This is a genomic window from Streptomyces sp. NPDC048671 (genome assembly GCF_055587045.1).
The window spans coordinates 262,739-283,640 of record NZ_JBVJHB010000001.1 but is presented as its reverse complement, the minus strand read 5'-3'; the positions used below and the strand labels follow the sequence as shown (position 1 = coordinate 283,640).

Sequence of the window (20,902 nt, the reverse complement as noted above, 5' to 3'; positions counted from 1 at the left end):
GGCCTCCTGCGGATACCATCGGTATGGCTGATCCTGTTCCCTTGTCACCGTCCCGGAAGGGGGCCGCTCGCGTGAGTGTGCTCGACGAGATCATCAATGGCGTACGCGCCGACCTCGCAGAGCGGCAGGCGCGCGTCAGCCTCGATGAGCTGAAGGAACGCGCGGCGCGCGCTCCCCAGGCGAAGGACGGAGTCGCCGCCCTGCGCGGCGAGGGCGTCACCGTCATCTGCGAGGTAAAGCGCTCAAGCCCCTCCAAGGGGGCCCTTGCCGCCATCGCCGACCCCGCCGCACTCGCCGCGGACTACGAGGCGGGCGGCGCGTCCGTCATCTCGGTCCTCACCGAGGAGCGCCGCTTCGGCGGTTCGCTGGCCGACCTGGAGGCCGTCCGCGCCAAGGTCGACATCCCGGTCCTGCGCAAGGACTTCATCGTCACCTCCTACCAGCTGTGGGAGGCACGGGCGTACGGCGCCGACCTCGCCCTGCTGATCGTCGCCGCCCTCGACCAGGAGGCCCTGGTCTCCCTGATCGAGCGCGCCGAGTCCATCGGCCTGACGCCGCTGGTCGAGGCGCACGACGAGGAGGAGGCGGAGCGAGCGGTGGACGCCGGCGCGCGCATCATCGGCGTCAACGCCCGCAACCTGAAGGACCTCAAGGTCGACCGCTCCACCTTCGAGCGCGTCGCCCCCGAGATCCCCGACCGCATCGTCAAGGTCGCCGAGTCCGGCGTCCGCGGCCCGCACGACCTCATCGCCTACGCCAACGCCGGCGCGGACGCCGTACTGGTCGGCGAGTCCCTGGTCACCGGCCGCGACCCGCGCGGCGCCGTCGCCGACCTGGTCGCCGCGGGCGCCCACCCGGCGCTCCGGCACGGACGGAGCTGACCGCACCCGTGTCCGCCGACCGTTCCGCTTCCGGGTCCCGGCCGGTGGCCGCGCCGGGCCCGCGCCCAGCCGCGGCCACCGGCCGGGACCCGCACGCGCCGCTGGCGCGCGGCTGCCGCCCCCGCGGCTGCCGCGCCCCCGCGCGCCGCGTGCACGGCCGGCGGGTGCGGTACGTGATCGGTGACGAGCCCGGCCAGGTCAACGGCATGCGATGGCGCACGGGGTCCGCGCAGTAAGCGAGCCCCGGCCGTCGCACCCAACGCCCACCTGGCGCAACCGCACGACCGCACCGCCCGGCCACGGCCGCGGCGGAGCTCGCTCACGGCGCGACACGGTGAATCCACGCATCCACCCCATGCCATGTCGAGGAGCACACGTCGGATGTCATCTGACTTCTTCATTCCGGACCCGGAGGGTCTGATCCCCAGCGCCGAGGGCTACTTCGGCGCGTACGGCGGAAAGTTCATCCCGGAGGCGCTCGTCGCCGCCGTGGACGAGGTCGCCGTCGAGTACGACAAGGCGAAGGCCGACCCGGCCTTCGCCGCCGAGCTCAACGAGCTCATGGTCAACTACACCGGCCGGCCCAGCGCGCTGACCGAGGTGCCGCGCTTCGCCGAGCACGCCGGCGGCGCCCGGATCTTCCTCAAGCGCGAGGACCTCAACCACACCGGTTCGCACAAGATCAACAACGTGCTGGGCCAGGCGCTGCTCACCCGGCGCATGGGCAAGACCCGGGTCATCGCCGAGACCGGGGCCGGCCAGCACGGCGTCGCCACCGCGACCGCCTGCGCCCTCTTCGGCCTCGAATGCACCATCTACATGGGCGAGATCGACACCGAGCGGCAGGCGCTGAACGTGGCGCGGATGCGGATGCTCGGCGCCGAGGTCATCGCCGTGAAGTCCGGCTCCCGCACGCTCAAGGACGCCATCAACGAGGCGTTCCGCGACTGGGTCGCCAACGTGGACCGCACGCACTACCTCTTCGGCACGGTCGCGGGCCCGCACCCCTTCCCCGCCATGGTCCGCGACTTCCACCGCGTCATCGGCGTCGAGGCCAGGCGGCAGATCCTGGAGCGGGCCGGCCGGCTGCCGGACGCCGCGGTCGCCTGTGTCGGCGGCGGCTCCAACGCTATCGGCCTCTTCCACACCTTCATCCCGGACGCGGGCGTCCGCCTCATCGGCTGCGAGCCCGCCGGACACGGCGTGGAGACCGGCGAGCACGCGGCGACCCTGACCGCGGGCGAGCCCGGCATCCTGCACGGCTCGCGCAGCTACGTCCTCCAGGACGAGGAGGGCCAGATCACCGAGCCGTACTCCATCTCGGCCGGTCTGGACTACCCGGGCATCGGCCCGGAGCACGCGTACCTGAAGGACACCGGCCGCGGCGAGTACCGGGCGGTCACCGACGACGCGGCCATGCAGTCGCTGCGGCTGCTCTCCCGCACCGAGGGGATCATCCCGGCCATCGAGAGCGCGCACGCGCTGGCCGGCGCACTGGAGGTCGGCAGGGAGCTCGGCAAGGACGGCCTGATCCTGGTCAACCTGTCCGGCCGCGGCGACAAGGACATGGACACGGCGGCCCGGTACTTCGGGCTGTACGAGGCCGACGCGACCGTCGAGGCGGACGCGGCCGGCAGCGCCGAGATCGAGGGGGACGTCAAGTGAGCGGCAACATCGAGCTGCTGAATTCCACCCTCGCCGCGGCGAGGGCCGAGGACCGGGCGGCGCTGATCGCGTACCTGCCCGCGGGCTTCCCGACCGTCGACGGCGGCATCGCGGCCGTCAAGGCCGTGGTGGCCGGCGGCGCCGACGTCGTCGAGGTGGGTCTGCCGCACAGCGACCCGGTCCTCGACGGCCCGGTCATCCAGACCGCCGACGACATCGCGCTGCGCGGCGGCGTGAAGATCGCCGACGTGATGCGCACGGTCCGCGAGGCGTACGAGGCGACCGGCGTCCCGATCCTGGTCATGACGTACTGGAACCCGATCGACCGGTACGGCGTCGAGCGCTTCACCGCCGAACTCGCCGAGGCGGGCGGCGCCGGGTGCATCCTGCCCGACCTGCCGGTCCAGGAGTCCGCCCTGTGGCGCGAGCACGCCGGCAAGCACGGTCTGGCGACCGTCTTCGTCGTCGCGCCCAGCAGCAAGGACGAGCGCCTCGCCACCATCACGGCGGCCGGCTCCGGCTTCGTCTACGCCGCTTCGCTGATGGGCGTCACCGGCACCCGCGTCTCGGTCGGCGAACAGGCCCAGGAGCTGGTGAGGCGCACCCGCGCCACCACCGGCATCCCGGTCTGCGTCGGCCTCGGCGTCTCGAACGCCGACCAGGCGGCGGAGGTCGCCGGCTTCGCCGACGGCGTCATCGTCGGCTCGGCCTTCGTCAAGCGGATGCTGGACGCTCCCGACGAGGCGGCCGGCCTGGCGGCCGTCCGCTCGCTGGCGGCCGATCTGGCCGAAGGTGTTCGAAAGCGCTGACACCGGGCGTCACCCGAACGGGTGGACCTGGGACCGGGGAGGCACGAGAGTGCCTCCCCGGGTCGTTGCTGCGGTGTGAGCGAGAAGAACCCAGAGGGAAAAAGGGCCGCGCGAGACCGGCTGATCCAGCAGCGTGAGCAGGAGAAGGCGCGAGAGCGCCGCCGCCGCACGCTGATCGTCTCCACCGCGGTGGTGGGTGTCCTTGCGCTGGCCGCCGTCGTCGGCGTGATCGCCGCGAACAGCGGCGGCAAGGGCAGCAAGAACAAGGCATCGGGCCCCGCCGTCGCGCCGTCGGGCGCCACCGGCAAGGACAGCCTGGCCATCCAGGTGGGAGCGGACGACGCCCCGTCCACGCTCACGATCTGGGAGGATTTCCGCTGTCCGGTCTGCGCCCAGTTCGAGAACGCGTTCCGGGACACGATCCACCAGTTGGAGCAGAGCGGGCAGCTCAAGGTCGAATACCACCTCGCCACGCTGATCGACGGCAATCTCGGCGGCAGCGGCTCCCTCAAGGCCGCCAACGCGGCGGCCTGCGCCCAGGACGCGGGCAAGTTCTCCGCGTACCACGACATCCTGTACCGCAGTCAGCCGCAGGAGGCCGACGACGCCTTCGGTGACAACAGCAAGCTGATCGACCTGTCCAAGAAGGTCGACGGGCTCGACACGCCCGCCTTCCGCAGCTGTGTCGAGGACGGCACCCACGACAGCTGGGTCCAGAAGTCCGACACCGCGTTCCGGAAGGGCGGCTTCCAGGGCACGCCGACTGCACTGCTCAACGGTGAGTCGATCTTCCCCAAGAAGGGGAACGAACCCATCACCGTGGCCAACCTGAAGAAGTGGGTCGCCGAGGCCAACAAGGGCAAGCGGCCGGGCACGGTCACACCCGCCCCGTCGGGGTCCTGAACGGCGGAAACCTGGGGAGTCGATGACCGGCTCGTTACCCAGCCGTTGTCGGGCGGGTTGCCGCACCGCCCGCCCGGCAAGGTAGCGTCGACCCTGTCATGGACCTTGCCTACATTCCCAGCCCGTCGACCGGCGTGATCGATCTCGGCCCGATCCCGCTTCGCGGCTACGCGTTCTGCATCATCATCGGTGTCTTCGTCGCCGTCTGGCTCGGCAACAGGCGCTGGATCGCCCGAGGGGGCAGAGCCGGCACCGTTGCCGACATCGCCGTCTGGGCCGTTCCCTTCGGCCTGGTCGGCGGGAGGCTCTACCACGTCATCACCGACTACCAGCTGTACTTCAGCGACGGTGAGAACTGGGTCGACGCCTTCAAGATCTGGCAGGGCGGTCTCGGGATCTGGGGTGCGATCGCGCTCGGTGCGGTCGGTGCCTGGATCGGCTGCCGCCGCCGCGGGATCCCGCTGCCCGCCTGGGCCGACGCGCTCGCACCCGGTATCGCCGTGGCCCAGGCCTGCGGCCGCTGGGGCAACTGGTTCAACCAGGAGCTGTACGGCCGGGCGACCGACGTCCCGTGGGCGCTGAAGATCAGCGAGGGCCCCAACCGGGTGGCGGGCACGTACCACCCGACGTTCCTGTACGAGTCGCTGTGGTGCATCGGCGTGGCCGTCCTGGTGATCTGGGCGGACCGCCGGTTCAAGCTCGGCCACGGGCGGGCGTTCGCGCTGTACGTCGCGTCCTACTGCGCCGGTCGCGCGTGGATCGAGTACATGCGCGTCGACGAGGCCCACCACATCCTGGGCCTGCGCCTGAACGTGTGGACCGCGCTGATCGTATTCGTGCTGGCGGTGGTCTACATCGTGGTCTCGGCGAAGGTACGGCCGGGGCGCGAGGAGATCGTCGAGCCGGGGGAGCCGGGGGAGCCGGAGGCTCCGGACGCGGTTGGTGCCGAAGACGCGGAGTCCGGTGACGTGGAGCCGGGTGAGGCGGAGTCCGGTGCGGCTGCTGTCGAGTCCGACGCGTCGAAGACGAAGGATGCGGCGGAGACGGCCAAGGGCTGACGCCGACGCAACGACTAACGAGGGGCCGCCGAGCGATCGGCGGCCCCTCGTTGTCGTTGTCTGCCGCGACCACCGTCGCCGGGTGTCCTCAATCGCCGGACGGGCTGGTTTTTGCCGTCTGTGACCGGTTCTGTGCGGGCCGTGGTGTCCTCAATCGCCGGACGGGCTGGTTTTGCCGTCCGTGATCGGTTCTCCGTGGGCCTTGGTGTTCTCAATCGCCGGACGGGCTTGGATGGACTGCCTGGGGGAAAACAAGCCCGTCCGGCGATTGAGGACAGAAGGCGGGGCGCGTGATCAGCGTTCGCCGGGCGGGGCGACGCGCCCGGCCAGGGCGAGCGTGCGGTGGGCCGAGGCCACCACCGCCGCGTCCACGAAGCGGCCGTCCGGCAGGGCCAGCGCACCCGCCTCCGTCCGGGCCGCCTCGACGATCTCCTGCGCCGCGTCGACCTCCTGCGGCGTCGGCCGGAACGCCCGCTCGATCACCGGCAGCTGCCGGGGGTGGATCGCCGCCCGGCCGAGGAACCCCAGCGCCCGCCCATGGGCGCAGGACGCCCACAGACCGTCCAGGTCCCTGACGTCCGGGAACACCGACTGGGTGGGCGGGGCCAGCCCGGCCGCGCGGGCCGCGACCACCGTCCGGCTGCGCGACCAGTCGAGCCCCGTATCGTCCCGGACCCCCAGATCGGCCCGGAGATCCGCCTCGCCCAGGGCGATGGACCGCACCTGGGGGTGGGCGGCGGCCACCGAGTACGCGTGCTCGATGCCGAGTGCCGACTCCAGCAGCGGACAGAGCGCGACGCCGGGGGCCAGCGCCGCGATGTGATGGACGGACGCCGCGTGCGTGATCTTCGGCAGCCGCAGTTCGGCGAGGCCCGGCAGCCCGGCCAGGGCCAGGACGTCGGCCTCGGTGTGGACCCGGACATGGACCGGCACCGCGTCGGCGGCGGCGGGTCCGGAGAGGAGCTCCGCGGTGGCGGCCCGTGCGTACTCCTTGCGCTCCGGGGCGACCGCGTCCTCCAGGTCGACGATCACCACGTCCGCCCCCGAATCGCGCGCCTTGCGCACCACGTCCGGCCGGTCCCCGGGGACGTAGAGCCAGGTGAGGGGGATCGCCGGGGTCACAGGACCCGCTCCGCCCGCAGCGCCGAGATCTCCGGGCCGGTCAGCCCGAGCCCGGTGAGGATCTCCTCGGTGTCCGCCCCGTGCGGCCGGCCCGCCCAGCGGATCGCCCCCGGGGTGCCGGAGAGCCGGAACAGGACGTTCTGCATCCGCAGCGGGCCCAGCTCGGGGTCGTCGACCTCCGTGATGGAGTCCAGCGCCCGGTACTGCGGGTCCTCCATCACGTCGCGGATGTCATGCACGGGCGCGATGGCCGCCTCCGCCTTCTCGAACGCGGAGACCGCGTCGTCCCGGGTGTGCCGGGCGATCCAGTCGCCGACCGCCTCGTCGAGCTCCTCGCAGTGGTCGGCGCGGGTGGTGCCGGAGCCGAACCACGGCTCGTCGATCAGCTCCGCCCGTCCCACCAGGCGCATCACCCGCTCGGCGACGGACTGCGCGGAGGTGGAGACGGCCACCCACTGCCCGTCCGAGGTGCGGTAGGTGTTGCGCGGGGCGTTGTTGCGCGAACGGTTGCCGGTGCGCGGCTGGACGTAACCGAGCTGGTCGTACCAGAGCGGCTGCGGGCCGAGCACCGTCAGGATCGGCTCGATGATCGCCAGGTCGACGACCTGCCCCTCGCCGGTCCGCTCCCGTCCGGCCAGCGCGGTCATCACCGCGAACGCCGTGGCGATCGCCGCGATCGAGTCGGCGAGACCGAACGGCGGCAGCGTCGGCGGCCCGTCCGGCTCCCCGGTGATCGCCGCGAATCCGCTCATCGCCTCCGCGAGCGTGCCGAAGCCGGGCCGGTGCGCGTACGGGCCGAACTGGCCGAAGCCGGTGACCCGGACCAGTACCAGCCGGGGATTGACGGCGTGCAGCTCCTCCCAGCCAAGACCCCACCGCTCCAGCGTGCCCGGCCGGAAGTTCTCGATGATCACATCGGTGCCGGCGGCGAGCCGCAGCAGGATGTCGCGGCCGCCGGGCCCGGACAGATCGAGGGTCATGGTGCGCTTGTTGCGGCCGAGCAGTTTCCACCACAGCCCGATGCCGTCCTTCGTGGGGCCGTGTCCCCGGGACGGGTCGGGCCGCCCCGGATGCTCGACCTTGATCACCTCGGCGCCGTAGTCACCGAGCATGGTGGCGCACAGGGGGCCCGCGAAGAGCGTGGCGAGATCGATGACCCGGAGCCCGGTCAGCGGCGCGGCCGCCGGCCCGGTCATGCGGCGTCGATTTCGCTGCGGTACGGCATGGACGTCGAGGCGCCGGGTTTCTGTACGCAGAGCGCGGCGGCCGACGAGGCCCAGGCGATGGCCTGCGGCACCGGCCGGCCCTCACCGATCGCCACCGCGAGCGCCCCGGCGAAGGTGTCCCCGGCGCCGGTGGTGTCGACGGCCATGACGTCGGGGGCGGGGAAGTGCACGGGCGTGCGGCCCCGTGCCGCGTACAGGCAGCCCTTCGAGCCGAGCGTGATCACGACCGCCGGCACCTGGCCGAGCAGCACCTTGGCCGCCGCGTGCGGCTCGGAGTGCCCGGACAGCTCGGCCGCCTCGTGCTCATTGGGGATCAGCAGGTCGACGCAGTCCAGGAGTTCGTCGGGCAGCTGCCGCACGGGGGAGGGGGTGAGGAGAATCCGTACCCCCTGGGCATGGCCGGCCCGCGCCCCCTCGATCACGGCGGACAGCGGCAGCTCCAGCTGGAGCAGCAGCAGATCGGCGCCGGAGATGGCGGCGATCTCGCCCGGACCGAGCGCGGTGACGGCGCCGTTGGCGCCGGGGATGACCACGATCGCGTTGGAGCCCTTGGCGTCCACCACGATGTGCGCCGTTCCGCTGGGCCCCTCGGCGGTGTGCAGCAGATCCGTGTCGACGCCCGAGTGCTCCAGGTTCTCCCGCAGCCGGACGCCGTACTCGTCGTTGCCGACCGCACCGATCATCATCACGTCGCCGCCCGCACGGGCGGCGGCGACGGCCTGGTTGGCCCCCTTGCCGCCGGGCACGGTGCGGAACTCGCTCCCGGTGACGGTCTGTCCGCGCTCCGGAGCCCGGTCGACGTAGGCCACAAGATCCATATTGGTGCTGCCGAGCACCGCGATACCGGTCATGGGCGGAGTGCCTCCTGCTGGGTGAGCCGGTGGGTCAGGTCGGCCAGCGTGTCGAAGCCGACCGAGTCGAAACCGGGGACGGACGTGGCGAGACGGTTCTTCAGCGGGGTGGTCCACCGGTCGGGCAGCGCCTCGGGCCGCCCGGCCAGCAGCCCGGCGAGCGAACCGGCGGTCGCCCCGTTGGAGTCGGTGTCCCAGCCGCCGGACACCGCGCGGCAGACCGAGCCGGTGAAATCGCCGTCGGCGTGCGTGAGCGCGGCGGCGAGCAGCGCCGCGTTGGGCAGCACATGCACCCAGTGGTACCCGCCGTACGTGTCGTGGAGCCGGTCGACGACCGTGTCGAAGCCGGACGTGCCGCGGGCCGCCGCGACACCGTCCCGTACCGCCCGTGCGAACCGCGAGCGCGGTGGTACGACCCTGAGCCCGGCGGCCAGGCAGCCGTGCACATCGGCCTCGCCGCCGGCCGCCTCCGCGAGCGCTGCCGCGGTGAACATCGCGCCGTACACCCCGTTCCCGGTGTGCGTGAGGACCGCGTCCCGGTGGGCCTGCTCCGCCGCCGCGGCCGGGTCGCCGGGGTGCGTCCAGCCGTGCACATCGGCCCGGATCCGCGCCCCGATCCACTCCCGGAACGGATTGCGGTACCGGGCGGTGTCCGGCGGTTCGACGCCGTCCAGCAGATTGCGGTACGCGACGCGCTCGGCGGTGAACGTCCGGCCCGCCGGGAGCTCCTCCAGCCAGAGGCGGGCCAGGTCGGCGGTGGTGAACGACCGGCCGTACCGCTGGAGCAGCACCACGGTCAGCAGCGGGTAGTTGAGGTCGTCGTCCTCCGGCATCCCGTCGATGTTCTCGGCGAGCGAGGTGGTCGCGGAGCGCCGGTTCCAGGGGTAGGCGGCCGACAGGCCGGGGGGCACCCCCTTGGCGGTGAACCAGGTGGACAGCGGCCAGTTCCCGGTGGCGCGGGCCAGCGCGCGGATGCCCTCCAGCGGCAGCTTCTCGACCGGCTTGCCCAGCAGACAGCCGGCGGCGCGCCCCAGCCAGGCCGCGTGCAGCCGGTCGCGGCCCACGGCGGCCAGGTCCCTGCGGGGGCCGGGCCAGTGCGGGCAGGCGGCCCGGATCGCGTCCAGGCCGGTCGGCTCGTCCTGGGCGAACGGCGATTCCAGCAGCGCGAGTTCGTCCAGCAGACGCCCGGCGACCGCGCGCAGTTCCGGCGGTGCGGGGGGTTCGGAGGCGCCCGCGCGGTCCGGGGCGGGCGAGCCGCCGGCCTCGTACCACCGGCGCTCGATGTCCCGGGCGTCGCGCCCGTCCTCGGCGGCCTGCCGCAGCTCGTGCCCGACCAGGTCCTCCGGCTGCACCCAGGTGACCCGCACCCCCGTGCTCACGCGGTGCCCGCCAGTGCGGCGAACGCGGCCTCGTGGGCGCGGCGGCGGGCCGTGTCGTGTGCGAACACCTCGCGGGCGACCTCGGTCAGGGTCCGGGCCGGGGCGTGCAGATCGAGGCGGCTGGCCTCGCCGACCGTGCTCACCCAGTCGGCGGGGATCGCCCCCTCGCCGTGCAGCGCGCCCGCGACGGCGCCGCTCATGGTGGCGATCGAGTCGCAGTCCCGCCCGTAGTTGACCGACCCCAGGACCGTGCGCCGGTAGTCCCCGTCCCCGACGAGCAGCATGCCGAGCGCGACGGGGAGTTCCTCGATGGAATGCAGCCGGGAGGGGCGGCGGGCGCCGAGCGAGGGGGCGCGGTAGTCGGGGCCGACGGTGTCGAAGGGGGCGACGGCCTCGCGGATCGGGGCCAGGGCGGATTCGAGGTCCCGGTACCTGTCGGCCGTTTCGCACACCGCCTCGATGGCGGCCCGAGTGCCGTCCTTGGCGAGCGACAGGCAGGTCTCGACGACCGAGGCGGGCGTCGCACCGGGCGTACAGGCCGCGGCGACGGCGGCGGCGAAGACGCCGGCCGCCTCCCTTCCGTACGACGACTGGTGGGCGCCCGCGACGTCCAGGGCCTCGGCGTAGGCGGCCTGCGGATGGGCCGCGTTCACCAGGCCGACCGGCGCCATGTACATCGCCGCACCGCAGTTGACGATGTTGCCCGAGCCCGCCTCGCGCGGGTCGACATGGCCGTAGTGCAGCCGGGCGACGATCCACTTCTCCGCGAGGAAGATCCGCTGGAGCGGCAGCGCCTCGGCCTCCAGCTCCGGAATCCAGCGGGGGTTCGAGATCAGCTCCGGTACGAGGTGGTCGGCCACGGAGTACGCGTCGAGGTGGCCGCGCACCTTCCCGTACACCCGGACCAGCGCATGGGTCATCAAGGTGTCGTCGGTGACGTGCCCGTCGCCCTTGTGGTACGGGGCGATGGGGCGGGCGGTGCGCCAGTCGTCGCCGTCCCAGGGGCCGACGACGCCGGTGATCCGCCCGCCGTGGCGGGCCGCGATCTGCTCGGGGGGCCGGCCCTCGACCGGACCGCCGAGCGCGTCACCGACGGCGGCGCCGACGAGCGCGCCCGCGATCCGTTCATCGAGAGTGAGCGCCGTGGGCGTCGTGGGCGGTGCGGACCTCGTGGGCGCCGGGGGCGCGGTGGATGTCATGTCCGGATTGTCCACCCGGGGGTGCTGGTTCCGTGTCTGCCAGCAGCCCGGCGAGTTCCATCAGATCCGTGCCCGCGAAACGGGGCAGCGCGCACCCCGCCAGGGTGCGGCAGGCCTCGCGCCAGCCGTCGGGCACGGTGGCGATGCCGCCGAGCGCACCCGTCAGCGCACCGGCCAGGGCGGGCGCCGAATCGGCGACCCGGGACAGGCAGGCCGCGGACGGCACGGCCTGCGCGATCTCGCCGCGGGCCGCGGTGGCCAGCGCGAGGGCGACCGGGACGGTCTCGGCGGCGGCGATCCCGTAGCTGTAGACGTGGTCGACGATCTGATGCTCCAGCACCGGTACGAGGGCGAAGGCGCCGGCCGCCTCGCCGGCGAAGTCGCGGGCGATCCGGACCGCGTGGGCGGCGTTGCGGGCGATCTCGGTGCCCTCGGGGAGCTGCGCGAGCGCGGCGTTCACCGCCGTGTCCACGTCCGCCCCGCCGAGCGCCGCGGCGATCGCGGCGGCCATCGCCCGCGCACCGTGCACCCCGTCGCCGTCCTGGGTGTAGCGCGCGTCGAACTCGGCGAGGTCGGCGGCCGCCGCGGGGTCGCCGGGGTGGACGACGGCCAGCACGGCGGCCCGCACACACGCCGCGTCGTCGAAGTAGTGGGGGTTGTCGTGGCCGGTGGCGGGCGGGCGCAGCCCGGCGGCCAGGTTGCCGAGCCCGGCCCGCACCGAGATCCGGGCCCGCAGCGGCAGGACCGCCGACTCGACCTCGGGCGCCCGTGCGGCGGCCGCGGCGACCTCGGCGGCCAGCGCGTTCCAGGCGACGTCCACCGCGGCCCGCATCCGGCGGCCGGGGGAGAGGCCGTGCAGCGGGCCCGCCGCCGAGGTCAGGACGGTCCCGGCCGCGAACGCCGCCCATTCGGCGTCGTCGGACGGGCCGAGCCGCAGGGGTTCGGGCGGCTGGTTGAGGGCGATGGGGACGGGCAGTGTGGTGGTCGCGTTCTGCTCGGCGAAGGTGTCGAGCTCGCGGGTGAGGCGCCGGGTCCACTCCGGCATCCGGGCCGCCCGGTGCCGCGCGGCCGGCCACCCGGCGGCGTCCCCGGCGGCCAGCCCGAGCAGCAGTCCCTCGATCCGGGCGCGCCGGACGGTGCCGGTCATGGGCGCACCGCCGGTGCGTCGGCGCGGATGTCCCGGCGGCCGGCGCTGTCGCTGACGGCTCCACCGGGAGGGGGAGCCCCGCCGCCGGGCGAGGGGGCCGGGTGCCCCCTCCGTTCGTCCGCATCGGCCGGGGTGAGCAGCTCCGCGATGTCCAGGACGTGGTAGCCGCGCATCGACGGGAGGCAGCTGCCCCGGACCGGGCCGATCGCCTCCGCCCAGGGGCGCGGAATGGCCGAGGCCCCGTGCAGCGCCCCGGCCAGGGCGCCCGCCACCGCGGCCGTGGTGTCTGCGTCGCGGCCCATGTTGACCGCGGTCAGCACCGCCGTACGGAAGTCGCCGCGCGCCGCGGCGAACGCCCCGAAGGCCAGCCCCACCGCCTCCGGCGCCAGGTCCGTCCACGGGTAGCCGCCGATGACCACGGCCGAGCGCACCGCGCGTTCCATCGTGAGCCGGTCGGGGTACGGGTGCCGCGCGGCCGTCACCGCGCGGCGCAGCGAACGCGCGGTCCAGGAGTCCATCGGCACGGCGGAGAGCGCGGCGGCGATCACGGCGGTGACCCCGGCTCCCGTCATCGCGGCCGCCACCCCGGCCGCCACCGCCTGGCCGCCGTAGATGCCCTCGCCCTCGTGGCTGACCCGGCCGTCCACCGCGACCAGCCGGGCCGCCTCGGCGGGGCGGCCCGCCGCGAAGACGCCGAACGGTGCCGCCCGCATCGCCAGACCGTCGCTCCAGGCGTGCCGGTGCTGGGCGGAGATCGGGGCGGCCAGGCCCCGGCGCAGGTTCTCCAGGGTGCCGCGCTCGCTGAACCCGGCACCGCGGAACGGCCCCTCGTCCAGGTCCGCGATCCACAGCCGCCAGGCCCGCTCGACATGGCTGACGGTCAGCGCCGAACCGTGCCGGGCCAGCAGCAGCCCCGAGAAGATCGCGTACTCCGTGTCGTCGGTGCCCGCCGGGTCGTCGCTCACGAAGCCCTCGATGCGGCCCCAGCGGCGGCGGATCTCGGAGGGCCGCATGTTCTCCGCGGGGGCGCCCAGCGCGTCGCCGACCGCGAGGCCCAGCAACGAACCCCTGGCCCGGTCACCCGGACCGCCCCGGACCGTCCCGCCGGGGGACGGCGCTCCGTGTACCGGCGCCCCGCGTGCCGCCGTCCGCGTGCCGTCCGTCCGCGGCGCTGCCGGATTTCCTGCGATCAGCTCCATCGCGTCGACCCTTCGCTCGTACCGAGCCAGTTCCCGTACCTGTGGGATCTGTGCCACGCGGAGCCACGACAGAGGCCGACAATCGCAACAAAAGGGCCACTCGGATGACGGTCTTCGGACAGCAAGGCAAGCCGTACCTACCTGGTCACAGACGGTGGTAAGTACGGCCTGCCTTGCTGGCGGGGGCCATTTTTCGTGCGTACTTTCGATGGTGTCGAGCGGGGGCGGAGCGGGTTGGACCCGCGCCGCAGTAAGGGGAGAGCTGTGTCCATCATCGAGACCGACGCCGTACTGCACGAGGCGCACCGGGACAACCACACCCACCGCGATGTGAACGGTGGCTGGCTGCGGCCGGCGGTGTTCGGTGCCATGGACGGTCTCGTCTCGAACCTCGCCCTGATGACCGGTGTCGCGGGCGGCGCGGTCTCGCACCGGACGATCGTGATCACCGGGCTGGCCGGTCTGGCCGCGGGCGCCTTCTCCATGGCGGCCGGCGAGTACACCTCCGTCGCCTCGCAGCGCGAGCTGGTGGAAGCCGAACTCGACGTGGAGCGACGGGAGTTGCGCAAGCACCCGCTGGACGAGGAGCGGGAGCTCGCCGAGCTCTACGAGTCCCGGGGGGTCGAGGCCGGCCTCGCCCGCGAGGTCGCCCGGCAGCTGTCGCGCGACCCGGAGCAGGCCCTGGAGATCCACGCCCGCGAGGAGCTCGGCATCGACCCGGGCGATCTTCCCTCGCCGCTCGTCGCCGCCGTGTCCTCGTTCGGCGCCTTCGCGCTGGGCGCCCTGCTGCCCCTGCTGCCGTACCTGCTCGGCGCGAGCGCGATGTGGCCGGCCGTGCTGCTCGCCCTGACCGGCCTCTTCGGCTGCGGCGCGGTGGTGGCCCGGGTGACGGCCCGCAGCTGGTGGTTCAGCGGACTGCGTCAGCTGGTGCTCGGCGGCACGGCGGCCGCGCTCACCTACGGTCTGGGCATGCTGTTCGGCGTCGCGGTCGGCGGCTGAGCCGCTCCGGGGTCCGCCCCCGCGTCACGGGCCGGGACCGGAGCACCGGTCCCGGCCCGTCGCGAGTGCGCCATCCGTGTGACGTACGTCCCGGCACCCGCCGCTGGGCGGAACGGCCTGGCGCGACGTAAAATGAGACTCTATGCAGGGCCACACATAAGTAGTCATCACCCGGCTGTTTCGTTTCCGCCGCCGCCGGGCATGAGCTGTAGACACAGCAGGCAACGTTGCCTTCTCTCTGCGGTCTCCCGGGCGCCGACCCTCCGGCTGAGACCCACTCCACCGCCCTCGCGGTGTCCGTATGTTGGAACAAGTTATCCGCTTCTTGAGAAGCGTCATGTAATCTGCACGAAATTTCGCAGAGGGCCAACGTCGTCCCTCGGCAGCTCATATGCCACGACGACGACGGGAGAGCCAATGCGCACCGACGCCTGGTCGCCCATGGACGGTCGCCCCGCCCAGCAGGGGATGTACGACCCCCGCAACGAGCACGACGCCTGTGGCGTCGGATTCGTCGCCACTCTGACCGGTGTGGCCGGCCACGAGCTGGTGGAGCAGGCGCTGACCGTACTGCGCAACCTCGAACACCGCGGCGCCACCGGATCCGAGCCCGACTCCGGTGACGGCGCCGGAATCCTGCTCCAGGTACCGGACACCTTCCTCCGCGCGGAGGTCCCCTTCGACCTCCCCGATGCCGGTGCCTACGCCGTCGGCATCGCGTTCCTGCCCGCGGACGACTCCACGGCGGCCGTCCGGGGCCTGGAGAAGATCGCCGCCGAGGAGGGCCTGAAGGTTCTCGGCTGGCGCGACGTCCCGGTCACCCCCAACATCCTCGGCAAGGGCGCCCGCGCCACCATGCCCGAGTTCCGTCAGCTCTTCGTCGCGGACGGCGAGAGCACCGGGATCGTCCTGGACCGCAAGGCCTTCGTGCTGCGCAAGCGCGCCGAGCGTGAGACCGGGGTCTACTTCCCGTCGCTCTCCGCCCGCACGATCGTCTACAAGGGAATGCTCACCACCGGGCAGCTGGAGCCGTTCTTCCCGGACCTCTCCGACGACCGGTTCGCCACCGCGGTCGCGCTGGTCCACTCGCGCTTCTCCACCAACACCTTCCCGAGCTGGCCGCTCGCCCACCCCTACCGCTTCGTCGCGCACAACGGCGAGATCAACACGGTCAAGGGCAACCGCAACTGGATGAAGGCCCGCGAGTCCCAGCTCGCCTCCGGCTTGTTCGGCTCCGCCGACGACGGGCACAGCGGTACGGCGGGGCTGGACCGGATCTTCCCCGTCTGCACCCCGGACGCCTCCGACTCCGCCTCCTTCGACGAGGTCCTGGAGCTGCTCCACCTCGGCGGCCGCTCGCTGCCGCACTCGGTGCTGATGATGGTCCCCGAGGCGTGGGAGAACCACGCCTCCATGGACCCGGCCCGGCGCGCCTTCTACCAGTACCACTCCACGATGATGGAGCCCTGGGACGGCCCGGCCTGCGTCACCTTCACCGACGGCGTCCAGGTCGGCGCGGTCCTCGACCGCAACGGTCTGCGCCCCGGCCGCTACTGGGTCACCGACGACGGCCTCGTCGTGCTCTCCTCCGAGGTCGGCGTCCTGGACATCGACCCCGCCAAGGTCGTCCGCAAGGGCCGCCTGCAGCCCGGCAGGATGTTCCTCGTCGACACCGCCGAGCACCGCATCATCGAGGACGACGAGATCAAGGCGTCCCTCGCCGCCGAGCAGCCCTACCAGGAGTGGCTGGAGACCGGCGAGATCGAGCTGGAGGACCTCCCCGAGCGGGAGCACATCGTGCACACGCACGCCTCCGTCACCCGCCGCCAGCAGACCTTCGGCTACACCGAGGAAGAACTCCGCGTCATCCTCGCCCCGATGGCCCGCACCGCCGGCGAGCCGCTCGGCTCCATGGGCACGGACTCGCCGATCGCCGCGCTGTCCGCCCGGCCCCGACTGCTCTTCGACTACTTCACCCAGCTGTTCGCGCAGGTCACCAACCCGCCGCTGGACGCCATCCGCGAGGAGCTCGTCACCTCGCTGCGCTCCACGCTCGGCCCGGCCGGAAACATCCTGGAGCCGACCGCCGCCGCGTGCCGCAGCGTCACGCTGCCGTTCCCGGTGATCGACAACGACGAGCTGGCCAAGCTCATACACATCAACGCCGACGGCGACATGCCGGGCATGAAGGCCGCCACGCTCTCCGGTCTCTACCGGGTCGGCGGCGGCGGCGACGCACTGGCCGCACGGATCGAGGAGATCTGCGCCGAGGTCGACGCCGCCATCGAGGACGGCGCCCGCCTGGTCGTCCTGTCCGACCGGCACTCCGACGCCGAGCACGCGCCGATCCCGTCGCTGCTGCTCACCTCGGCCGTCCACCACCACCTCATCCGCACCAAGCAGCGCACCCAGGTGGGTCTGCTGGTCGAGGCCGGTGACGTCCGCGAGGTCCACCACGTCGCGCTGCTGATCGGCTTCGGCGCCGCCGCGGTCAACCCGTACCTGGCCATGGAGTCCGTCGAGGACCTGGTCCGGGCCGGCACCTTCATCGAGGGCATCGAGGCCGATCAGGCCATCCGCAACCTCATCCACGCGCTCGGCAAGGGCGTCCTGAAGGTGATGTCCAAGATGGGCATCTCCACCGTCGCCTCCTACCGCGGCGCCCAGGTCTTCGAGGCCGTCGGCCTGAACGAGGACTTCGTCGCCCAGTACTTCAACGGCACCGCCACCAAGATCGGCGGCGCCGGGCTCGACGTCGTCGCCAAGGAGGTCGCCGCCCGGCACGCCAAGGGCTACCCCGCCACCGGCATCTCCGCCTCGCACCGCGCGCTGGAGATCGGCGGCGAGTACCAGTGGCGCCGCGAGGGCGAACCGCACCTGTTCGACCCGGACACGGTCTTCCGCCTCCAGCACGCCACCCGCAACCGCCGCTACGACATCTTCAAGCAGTACACGGACCGGGTGAACGAGCAGTCCGAGCGGCTGATGACGCTGCGCGGCCTGTTCGGCTTCACCCCGGACCGCGAGGCGATCGACATCGAAGAGGTCGAGTCCGTCTCCGACCTCGTCAAGCGCTTCTCCACCGGCGCCATGTCCTACGGCTCGATCTCCCGCGAGGCGCACGAGACCCTCGCCATCGCCATGAACCAGCTGGGCGGCAAGTCCAACACCGGTGAGGGCGGCGAGGACGCCGACCGGCTCTACGACCCGGCGCGCCGCTCCTCCATCAAGCAGGTCGCCTCCGGCCGCTTCGGTGTCACCAGCGAGTACCTGGTCAACGCGGACGACATCCAGATCAAGATGGCGCAGGGCGCCAAGCCCGGCGAGGGCGGCCAGCTGCCCGGCCACAAGGTCTACCCGTGGGTCGCCAAGACCCGGCACTCCACCCCGGGCGTCGGCCTGATCTCCCCGCCGCCGCACCACGACATCTACTCCATCGAGGACCTGGCTCAGCTGATCCACGACCTCAAGAACGCCAACCCGGCGGCCCGCATCCACGTGAAGCTGGTCTCCGAGGTCGGCGTCGGCACGGTAGCCGCCGGTGTCTCCAAGGCACACGCGGACGTCGTCCTCATCTCCGGCCACGACGGCGGAACGGGCGCCTCCCCGCTCACCTCGCTCAAGCACGCGGGCGGACCCTGGGAGCTCGGCCTCGCCGAGACCCAGCAGACGCTGCTGCTCAACGGATTGCGCGACCGCATCGTCGTGCAGACCGACGGCCAGCTCAAGACCGGCCGCGACGTCGTCATCGCCGCACTGCTGGGCGCCGAGGAGTTCGGTTTCGCGACCGCGCCGCTCGTCGTCTCCGGCTGCGTCATGATGCGCGTCTGCCACCTGGACACCTGCCCGGTCGGCATCGCCACCCAGAACCCGGTCCTGCGCGAGCGGTTCTCCGGCAAGGCCGAGTACATCGTCAACTTCTTCGAGTTCATCGCCCAGGAAGTCCGCGAGATCCTCGCCGAACTCGGCTTCCGTACGATCGAAGAGGCCGTCGGCCACGCCGAGCTGCTCGACACCGACCGCGCGATCACGCACTGGAAGGCCCAGGGCCTCGACCTCGCCCCGCTGTTCCACGTCCCCGAGCTGGCCGACGGCGCCGTCCGCCACCAGATCGCCGAGCAGGACCACGGCCTGGCCAGGGCCCTCGACAACGAGCTGATCAAGCTCGCCGCCGACGCCCTGAAGGCCGACAGCGCCGAGACCGCCCAGCCGGTCCGCGCGCAGATCGCGATCCGCAACATCAACCGGACCGTCGGCACCATGCTCGGCCACGAGGTCACGAAGAAGTTCGGCGGTGCGGGCCTGCCCGAGGACACCATCGACATCACCTTCACCGGCTCCGCGGGCCAGTCCTTCGGCGCCTTCCTCCCCAGCGGTGTGACGCTGCGCCTGGAGGGCGACGCCAACGACTACGTCGGCAAGGGCCTCTCCGGCGGCCGCGTCATCGTCCGCCCGGACCGCGGCGCCGACCACCTCGCCGAGTACTCCACCATCGCGGGCAACACCATCGCCTACGGCGCCACCGGCGGCGAGCTGTTCCTGCGCGGCCGCACCGGCGAGCGGTTCTGCGTCCGCAACTCCGGCGCCACGGTCGTCTCGGAAGGCGTGGGCGACCACGGCTGCGAGTACATGACCGGCGGACACGCCGTCGTCCTCGGCGAGACCGGACGCAACTTCGCGGCCGGCATGTCGGGCGGCGTCGCGTACGTCATCGACCTCGAACGCGACCACGTCAACGTCGGGAACCTCGGCGCGGTGGAGGAGCTCTCCGACACCGACAGGCAGTGGCTGCACGACGTCGTGCGCCGCCACCAGGAGGAGACCGGATCCACGGTCGCCGAGAAGCTCCTCGCCGAGTGGGAGACCTCGGTGGCCCGCTTCAGCAAGATCATCCCGTCCACCTACAAGGCAGTGCTCGCCGCCAAGGACGCCGCTGAGCTCGCCGGTCTCTCCGAGCAGGAGACCACCGAGAAGATGATGGAGGCGGCGACCAATGGCTGACCCCAAGGGCTTCCTGACCACCGGCCGCGAGGTCGCCGAGACCCGCCCCGTCGACGAGCGCGTCAAGGACTGGAACGAGGTCTACGTTCCCGGCTCGCTGCTCCCGATCATCAGCAAGCAGGCCGGCCGCTGCATGGACTGCGGCATCCCGTTCTGCCACCAGGGCTGCCCGCTCGGAAACCTCATCCCCGAGTGGAACGACTACGCCTACCGCGAGGACTGGACGGCCGCGTCCGAGCGGCTGCACGCCACGAACAACTTCCCGGAGTTCACCGGGCGGCTCTGCCCCGCCCCGTGCGAGTCGGCGTGTGTGCTCGCCATCAACCAGCCGGCCGTCACCATCAAGAACGTCGAAGTCTCCATCATCGACCAGGCGTGGGACCGCGGCGACGTCACCCCGCAGCCGCCCGAGCGCCTCTCCGGCAAGACCGTGGCCGTCATCGGCTCCGGCCCCGCCGGACTCGCCGCCGCCCAGCAGCTGACCCGGGCCGGCCACACGGTCGCCGTCTACGAGCGCGCGGACCGCATCGGGGGCCTCCTGCGGTACGGCATCCCCGAGTTCAAGATGGAGAAGTCGCACATCAACCGCCGCATCGAGCAGATGCGCGCGGAGGGCACCAAGTTCCGCACCGAGGTGGAGGTCGGCACGGACGTCGACGCCGCCAAGCTGCGCCGCCGCTACGACGCCGTCGTCATCGCCGCCGGCGCCACCGTCTCCCGCGACCTTCCCGTCCCGGGCCGCGAGCTGAACGGGGTGCACTTCGCGATGGAGTACCTGCCGCTCGCCAACAAGGTGCAGGAGGGCGACCTGACGGTCTCCCCGATCACCGCCGAGGGCAAGCACGTCGTCGTCATCGGCGGCGGCGACACCGGCGCGGACTGCGTCGGCACCGCCCACCGGCAGGGCGCGCTCTCCGTCACCCAGCTGGAGATCATGCCCAGGCCGGGCGAGGACCGGAACGCCAACCAGCCCTGGCCGACCTTCCCGATGCTCTACAAGGTCACCTCCGCGCACGAGGAGGGCGGTGAGAGGATCTACTCCGTCTCCACCACCCACTTCGAGGGCGACGAGGAAGGCAACGTCCAGTCGCTCCACCTCATCGAGGTGGAGTTCAAGGACGGCAAGCCGGCGCAGAAGCCCGGCACCGAGCGGACGATCCCCGCCCAGCTGGTCACCCTCGCCATGGGCTTCACCGGCACCGACCAGGCCAACGGTCTGGTCCGGCAGTTCGGCCTGGAGCTCGACGCACGCGGTAATGTTGCCCGTGACGACGACTACGCCACCAACGTCAACGGCGTCTTCGTCGCCGGTGACGCCGGCCGAGGCCAGTCCCTCATCGTGTGGGCCATCGCCGAGGGCCGCTCCGCGGCACGCGGCGTGGACCGCTTCCTCACCGGGGCCAGCGCACTGCCGGCCCCGATCCGCCCGACGGACCGTTCCATGATGGTCTGATCACGGCACA

At 72.5% G+C, this 20,902-nt stretch carries 16 protein-coding genes; 9 read left to right on the top strand and 7 right to left on the bottom strand.

Features of this window, described 5'->3' with window-relative positions; all coding sequences use genetic code 11:
- The first annotated feature begins 71 nt into the window (after window positions 1-71).
- The 6 genes from trpC (at window position 72) to lgt (ending at window position 5,316) form a co-directional block, all read left to right on the top strand.
- Complete coding sequence (trpC, locus tag ACZ6S6_RS01340) at window positions 72-881, top strand: indole-3-glycerol phosphate synthase TrpC (RefSeq protein ID WP_362953682.1); 810 nt, start codon at window positions 72-74, stop codon at window positions 879-881.
- 8 nt (window positions 882-889) lie between these two features.
- Window positions 890-1,117, top strand: a complete 228-nt coding sequence (trpM, locus tag ACZ6S6_RS01335) for a tryptophan biosynthesis modulator TrpM (protein WP_469702940.1) — start codon at window positions 890-892, stop codon at window positions 1,115-1,117.
- 145 nt (window positions 1,118-1,262) lie between these two features.
- Entirely contained in the window at window positions 1,263-2,546 is a 1,284-nt protein-coding gene (trpB, locus tag ACZ6S6_RS01330) for a tryptophan synthase subunit beta (RefSeq protein ID WP_469702937.1), read from the top strand.
- Complete coding sequence (trpA, locus tag ACZ6S6_RS01325; RefSeq protein ID WP_362953686.1) at window positions 2,543-3,355, top strand: tryptophan synthase subunit alpha; 813 nt, start codon at window positions 2,543-2,545, stop codon at window positions 3,353-3,355. The genes trpB and trpA overlap by 4 nt, the downstream gene beginning before the upstream one ends.
- 75 nt (window positions 3,356-3,430) lie before the next feature.
- On the top strand, window positions 3,431-4,258 hold the full coding sequence (locus ACZ6S6_RS01320) for a thioredoxin domain-containing protein (protein WP_362953688.1): 828 nt from the start codon (window positions 3,431-3,433) through the stop codon (window positions 4,256-4,258).
- Window positions 4,259-4,356: 98 nt separating this feature from the next.
- Window positions 4,357-5,316 (top strand): prolipoprotein diacylglyceryl transferase, encoded by a 960-nt coding sequence (gene lgt, locus ACZ6S6_RS01315; protein WP_469702929.1) that lies wholly within the window; start codon window positions 4,357-4,359, stop codon window positions 5,314-5,316.
- A gap of 294 nt (window positions 5,317-5,610) precedes the next feature.
- Here the strand turns inward: lgt and ACZ6S6_RS01310 are convergent, their stop codons facing one another.
- From ACZ6S6_RS01310 to ACZ6S6_RS01280, 7 genes are read right to left on the bottom strand one after another with little or no spacing between them, the layout of a single operon-like run.
- Complete coding sequence (locus ACZ6S6_RS01310; RefSeq protein WP_469702927.1) at window positions 5,611-6,438, bottom strand: HpcH/HpaI aldolase/citrate lyase family protein; 828 nt, start codon at window positions 6,436-6,438, stop codon at window positions 5,611-5,613.
- Entirely contained in the window at window positions 6,435-7,634 is a 1,200-nt protein-coding gene (locus ACZ6S6_RS01305) for a CaiB/BaiF CoA transferase family protein (RefSeq protein ID WP_362953694.1), read from the bottom strand. The genes ACZ6S6_RS01310 and ACZ6S6_RS01305 overlap by 4 nt, the downstream gene beginning before the upstream one ends.
- A complete protein-coding gene (gene rbsK, locus ACZ6S6_RS01300; protein WP_469702921.1) occupies window positions 7,631-8,515 on the bottom strand; it encodes a ribokinase in 885 nt (294 codons plus the stop codon). Before rbsK ends, ACZ6S6_RS01305 begins: the two co-directional genes overlap by 4 nt.
- The gene (locus ACZ6S6_RS01295) at window positions 8,512-9,894 is read right to left on the bottom strand and encodes an ADP-ribosylglycohydrolase family protein (RefSeq protein ID WP_469702918.1); all 1,383 of its coding nucleotides are present in this window, start codon (window positions 9,892-9,894) and stop codon (window positions 8,512-8,514) included. The genes rbsK and ACZ6S6_RS01295 overlap by 4 nt, the downstream gene beginning before the upstream one ends.
- Window positions 9,891-11,093: an ADP-ribosylglycohydrolase family protein gene (locus ACZ6S6_RS01290; protein ID WP_469702915.1), complete on the bottom strand. Its 1,203-nt coding sequence runs from the start codon at window positions 11,091-11,093 to the stop codon at window positions 9,891-9,893. Before ACZ6S6_RS01290 ends, ACZ6S6_RS01295 begins: the two co-directional genes overlap by 4 nt.
- Window positions 11,020-12,240 (bottom strand): ADP-ribosylglycohydrolase family protein, encoded by a 1,221-nt coding sequence (locus tag ACZ6S6_RS01285; RefSeq protein WP_362953701.1) that lies wholly within the window; start codon window positions 12,238-12,240, stop codon window positions 11,020-11,022. The genes ACZ6S6_RS01290 and ACZ6S6_RS01285 overlap by 74 nt, the downstream gene beginning before the upstream one ends.
- Window positions 12,237-13,439, bottom strand: a complete 1,203-nt coding sequence (locus ACZ6S6_RS01280; RefSeq protein ID WP_469703815.1) for an ADP-ribosylglycohydrolase family protein — start codon at window positions 13,437-13,439, stop codon at window positions 12,237-12,239. The genes ACZ6S6_RS01285 and ACZ6S6_RS01280 overlap by 4 nt, the downstream gene beginning before the upstream one ends.
- 264 nt (window positions 13,440-13,703) lie before the next feature.
- Between ACZ6S6_RS01280 and ACZ6S6_RS01275 the strand changes: the two genes are divergently transcribed.
- From ACZ6S6_RS01275 to ACZ6S6_RS01265, 3 genes are all read left to right on the top strand, one after another.
- Window positions 13,704-14,438, top strand: coding sequence for a VIT1/CCC1 transporter family protein (locus tag ACZ6S6_RS01275; protein WP_469702910.1), 735 nt, complete (start codon window positions 13,704-13,706; stop codon window positions 14,436-14,438).
- Between the two features lie 417 nt (window positions 14,439-14,855).
- Entirely contained in the window at window positions 14,856-19,439 is a 4,584-nt protein-coding gene (gene gltB, locus ACZ6S6_RS01270) for a glutamate synthase large subunit (protein WP_469702908.1), read from the top strand.
- On the top strand, window positions 19,432-20,892 hold the full coding sequence (locus tag ACZ6S6_RS01265) for a glutamate synthase subunit beta (RefSeq protein WP_362953705.1): 1,461 nt from the start codon (window positions 19,432-19,434) through the stop codon (window positions 20,890-20,892). The genes gltB and ACZ6S6_RS01265 overlap by 8 nt, the downstream gene beginning before the upstream one ends.
- Window positions 20,893-20,902: the final 10 nt, after the last annotated feature.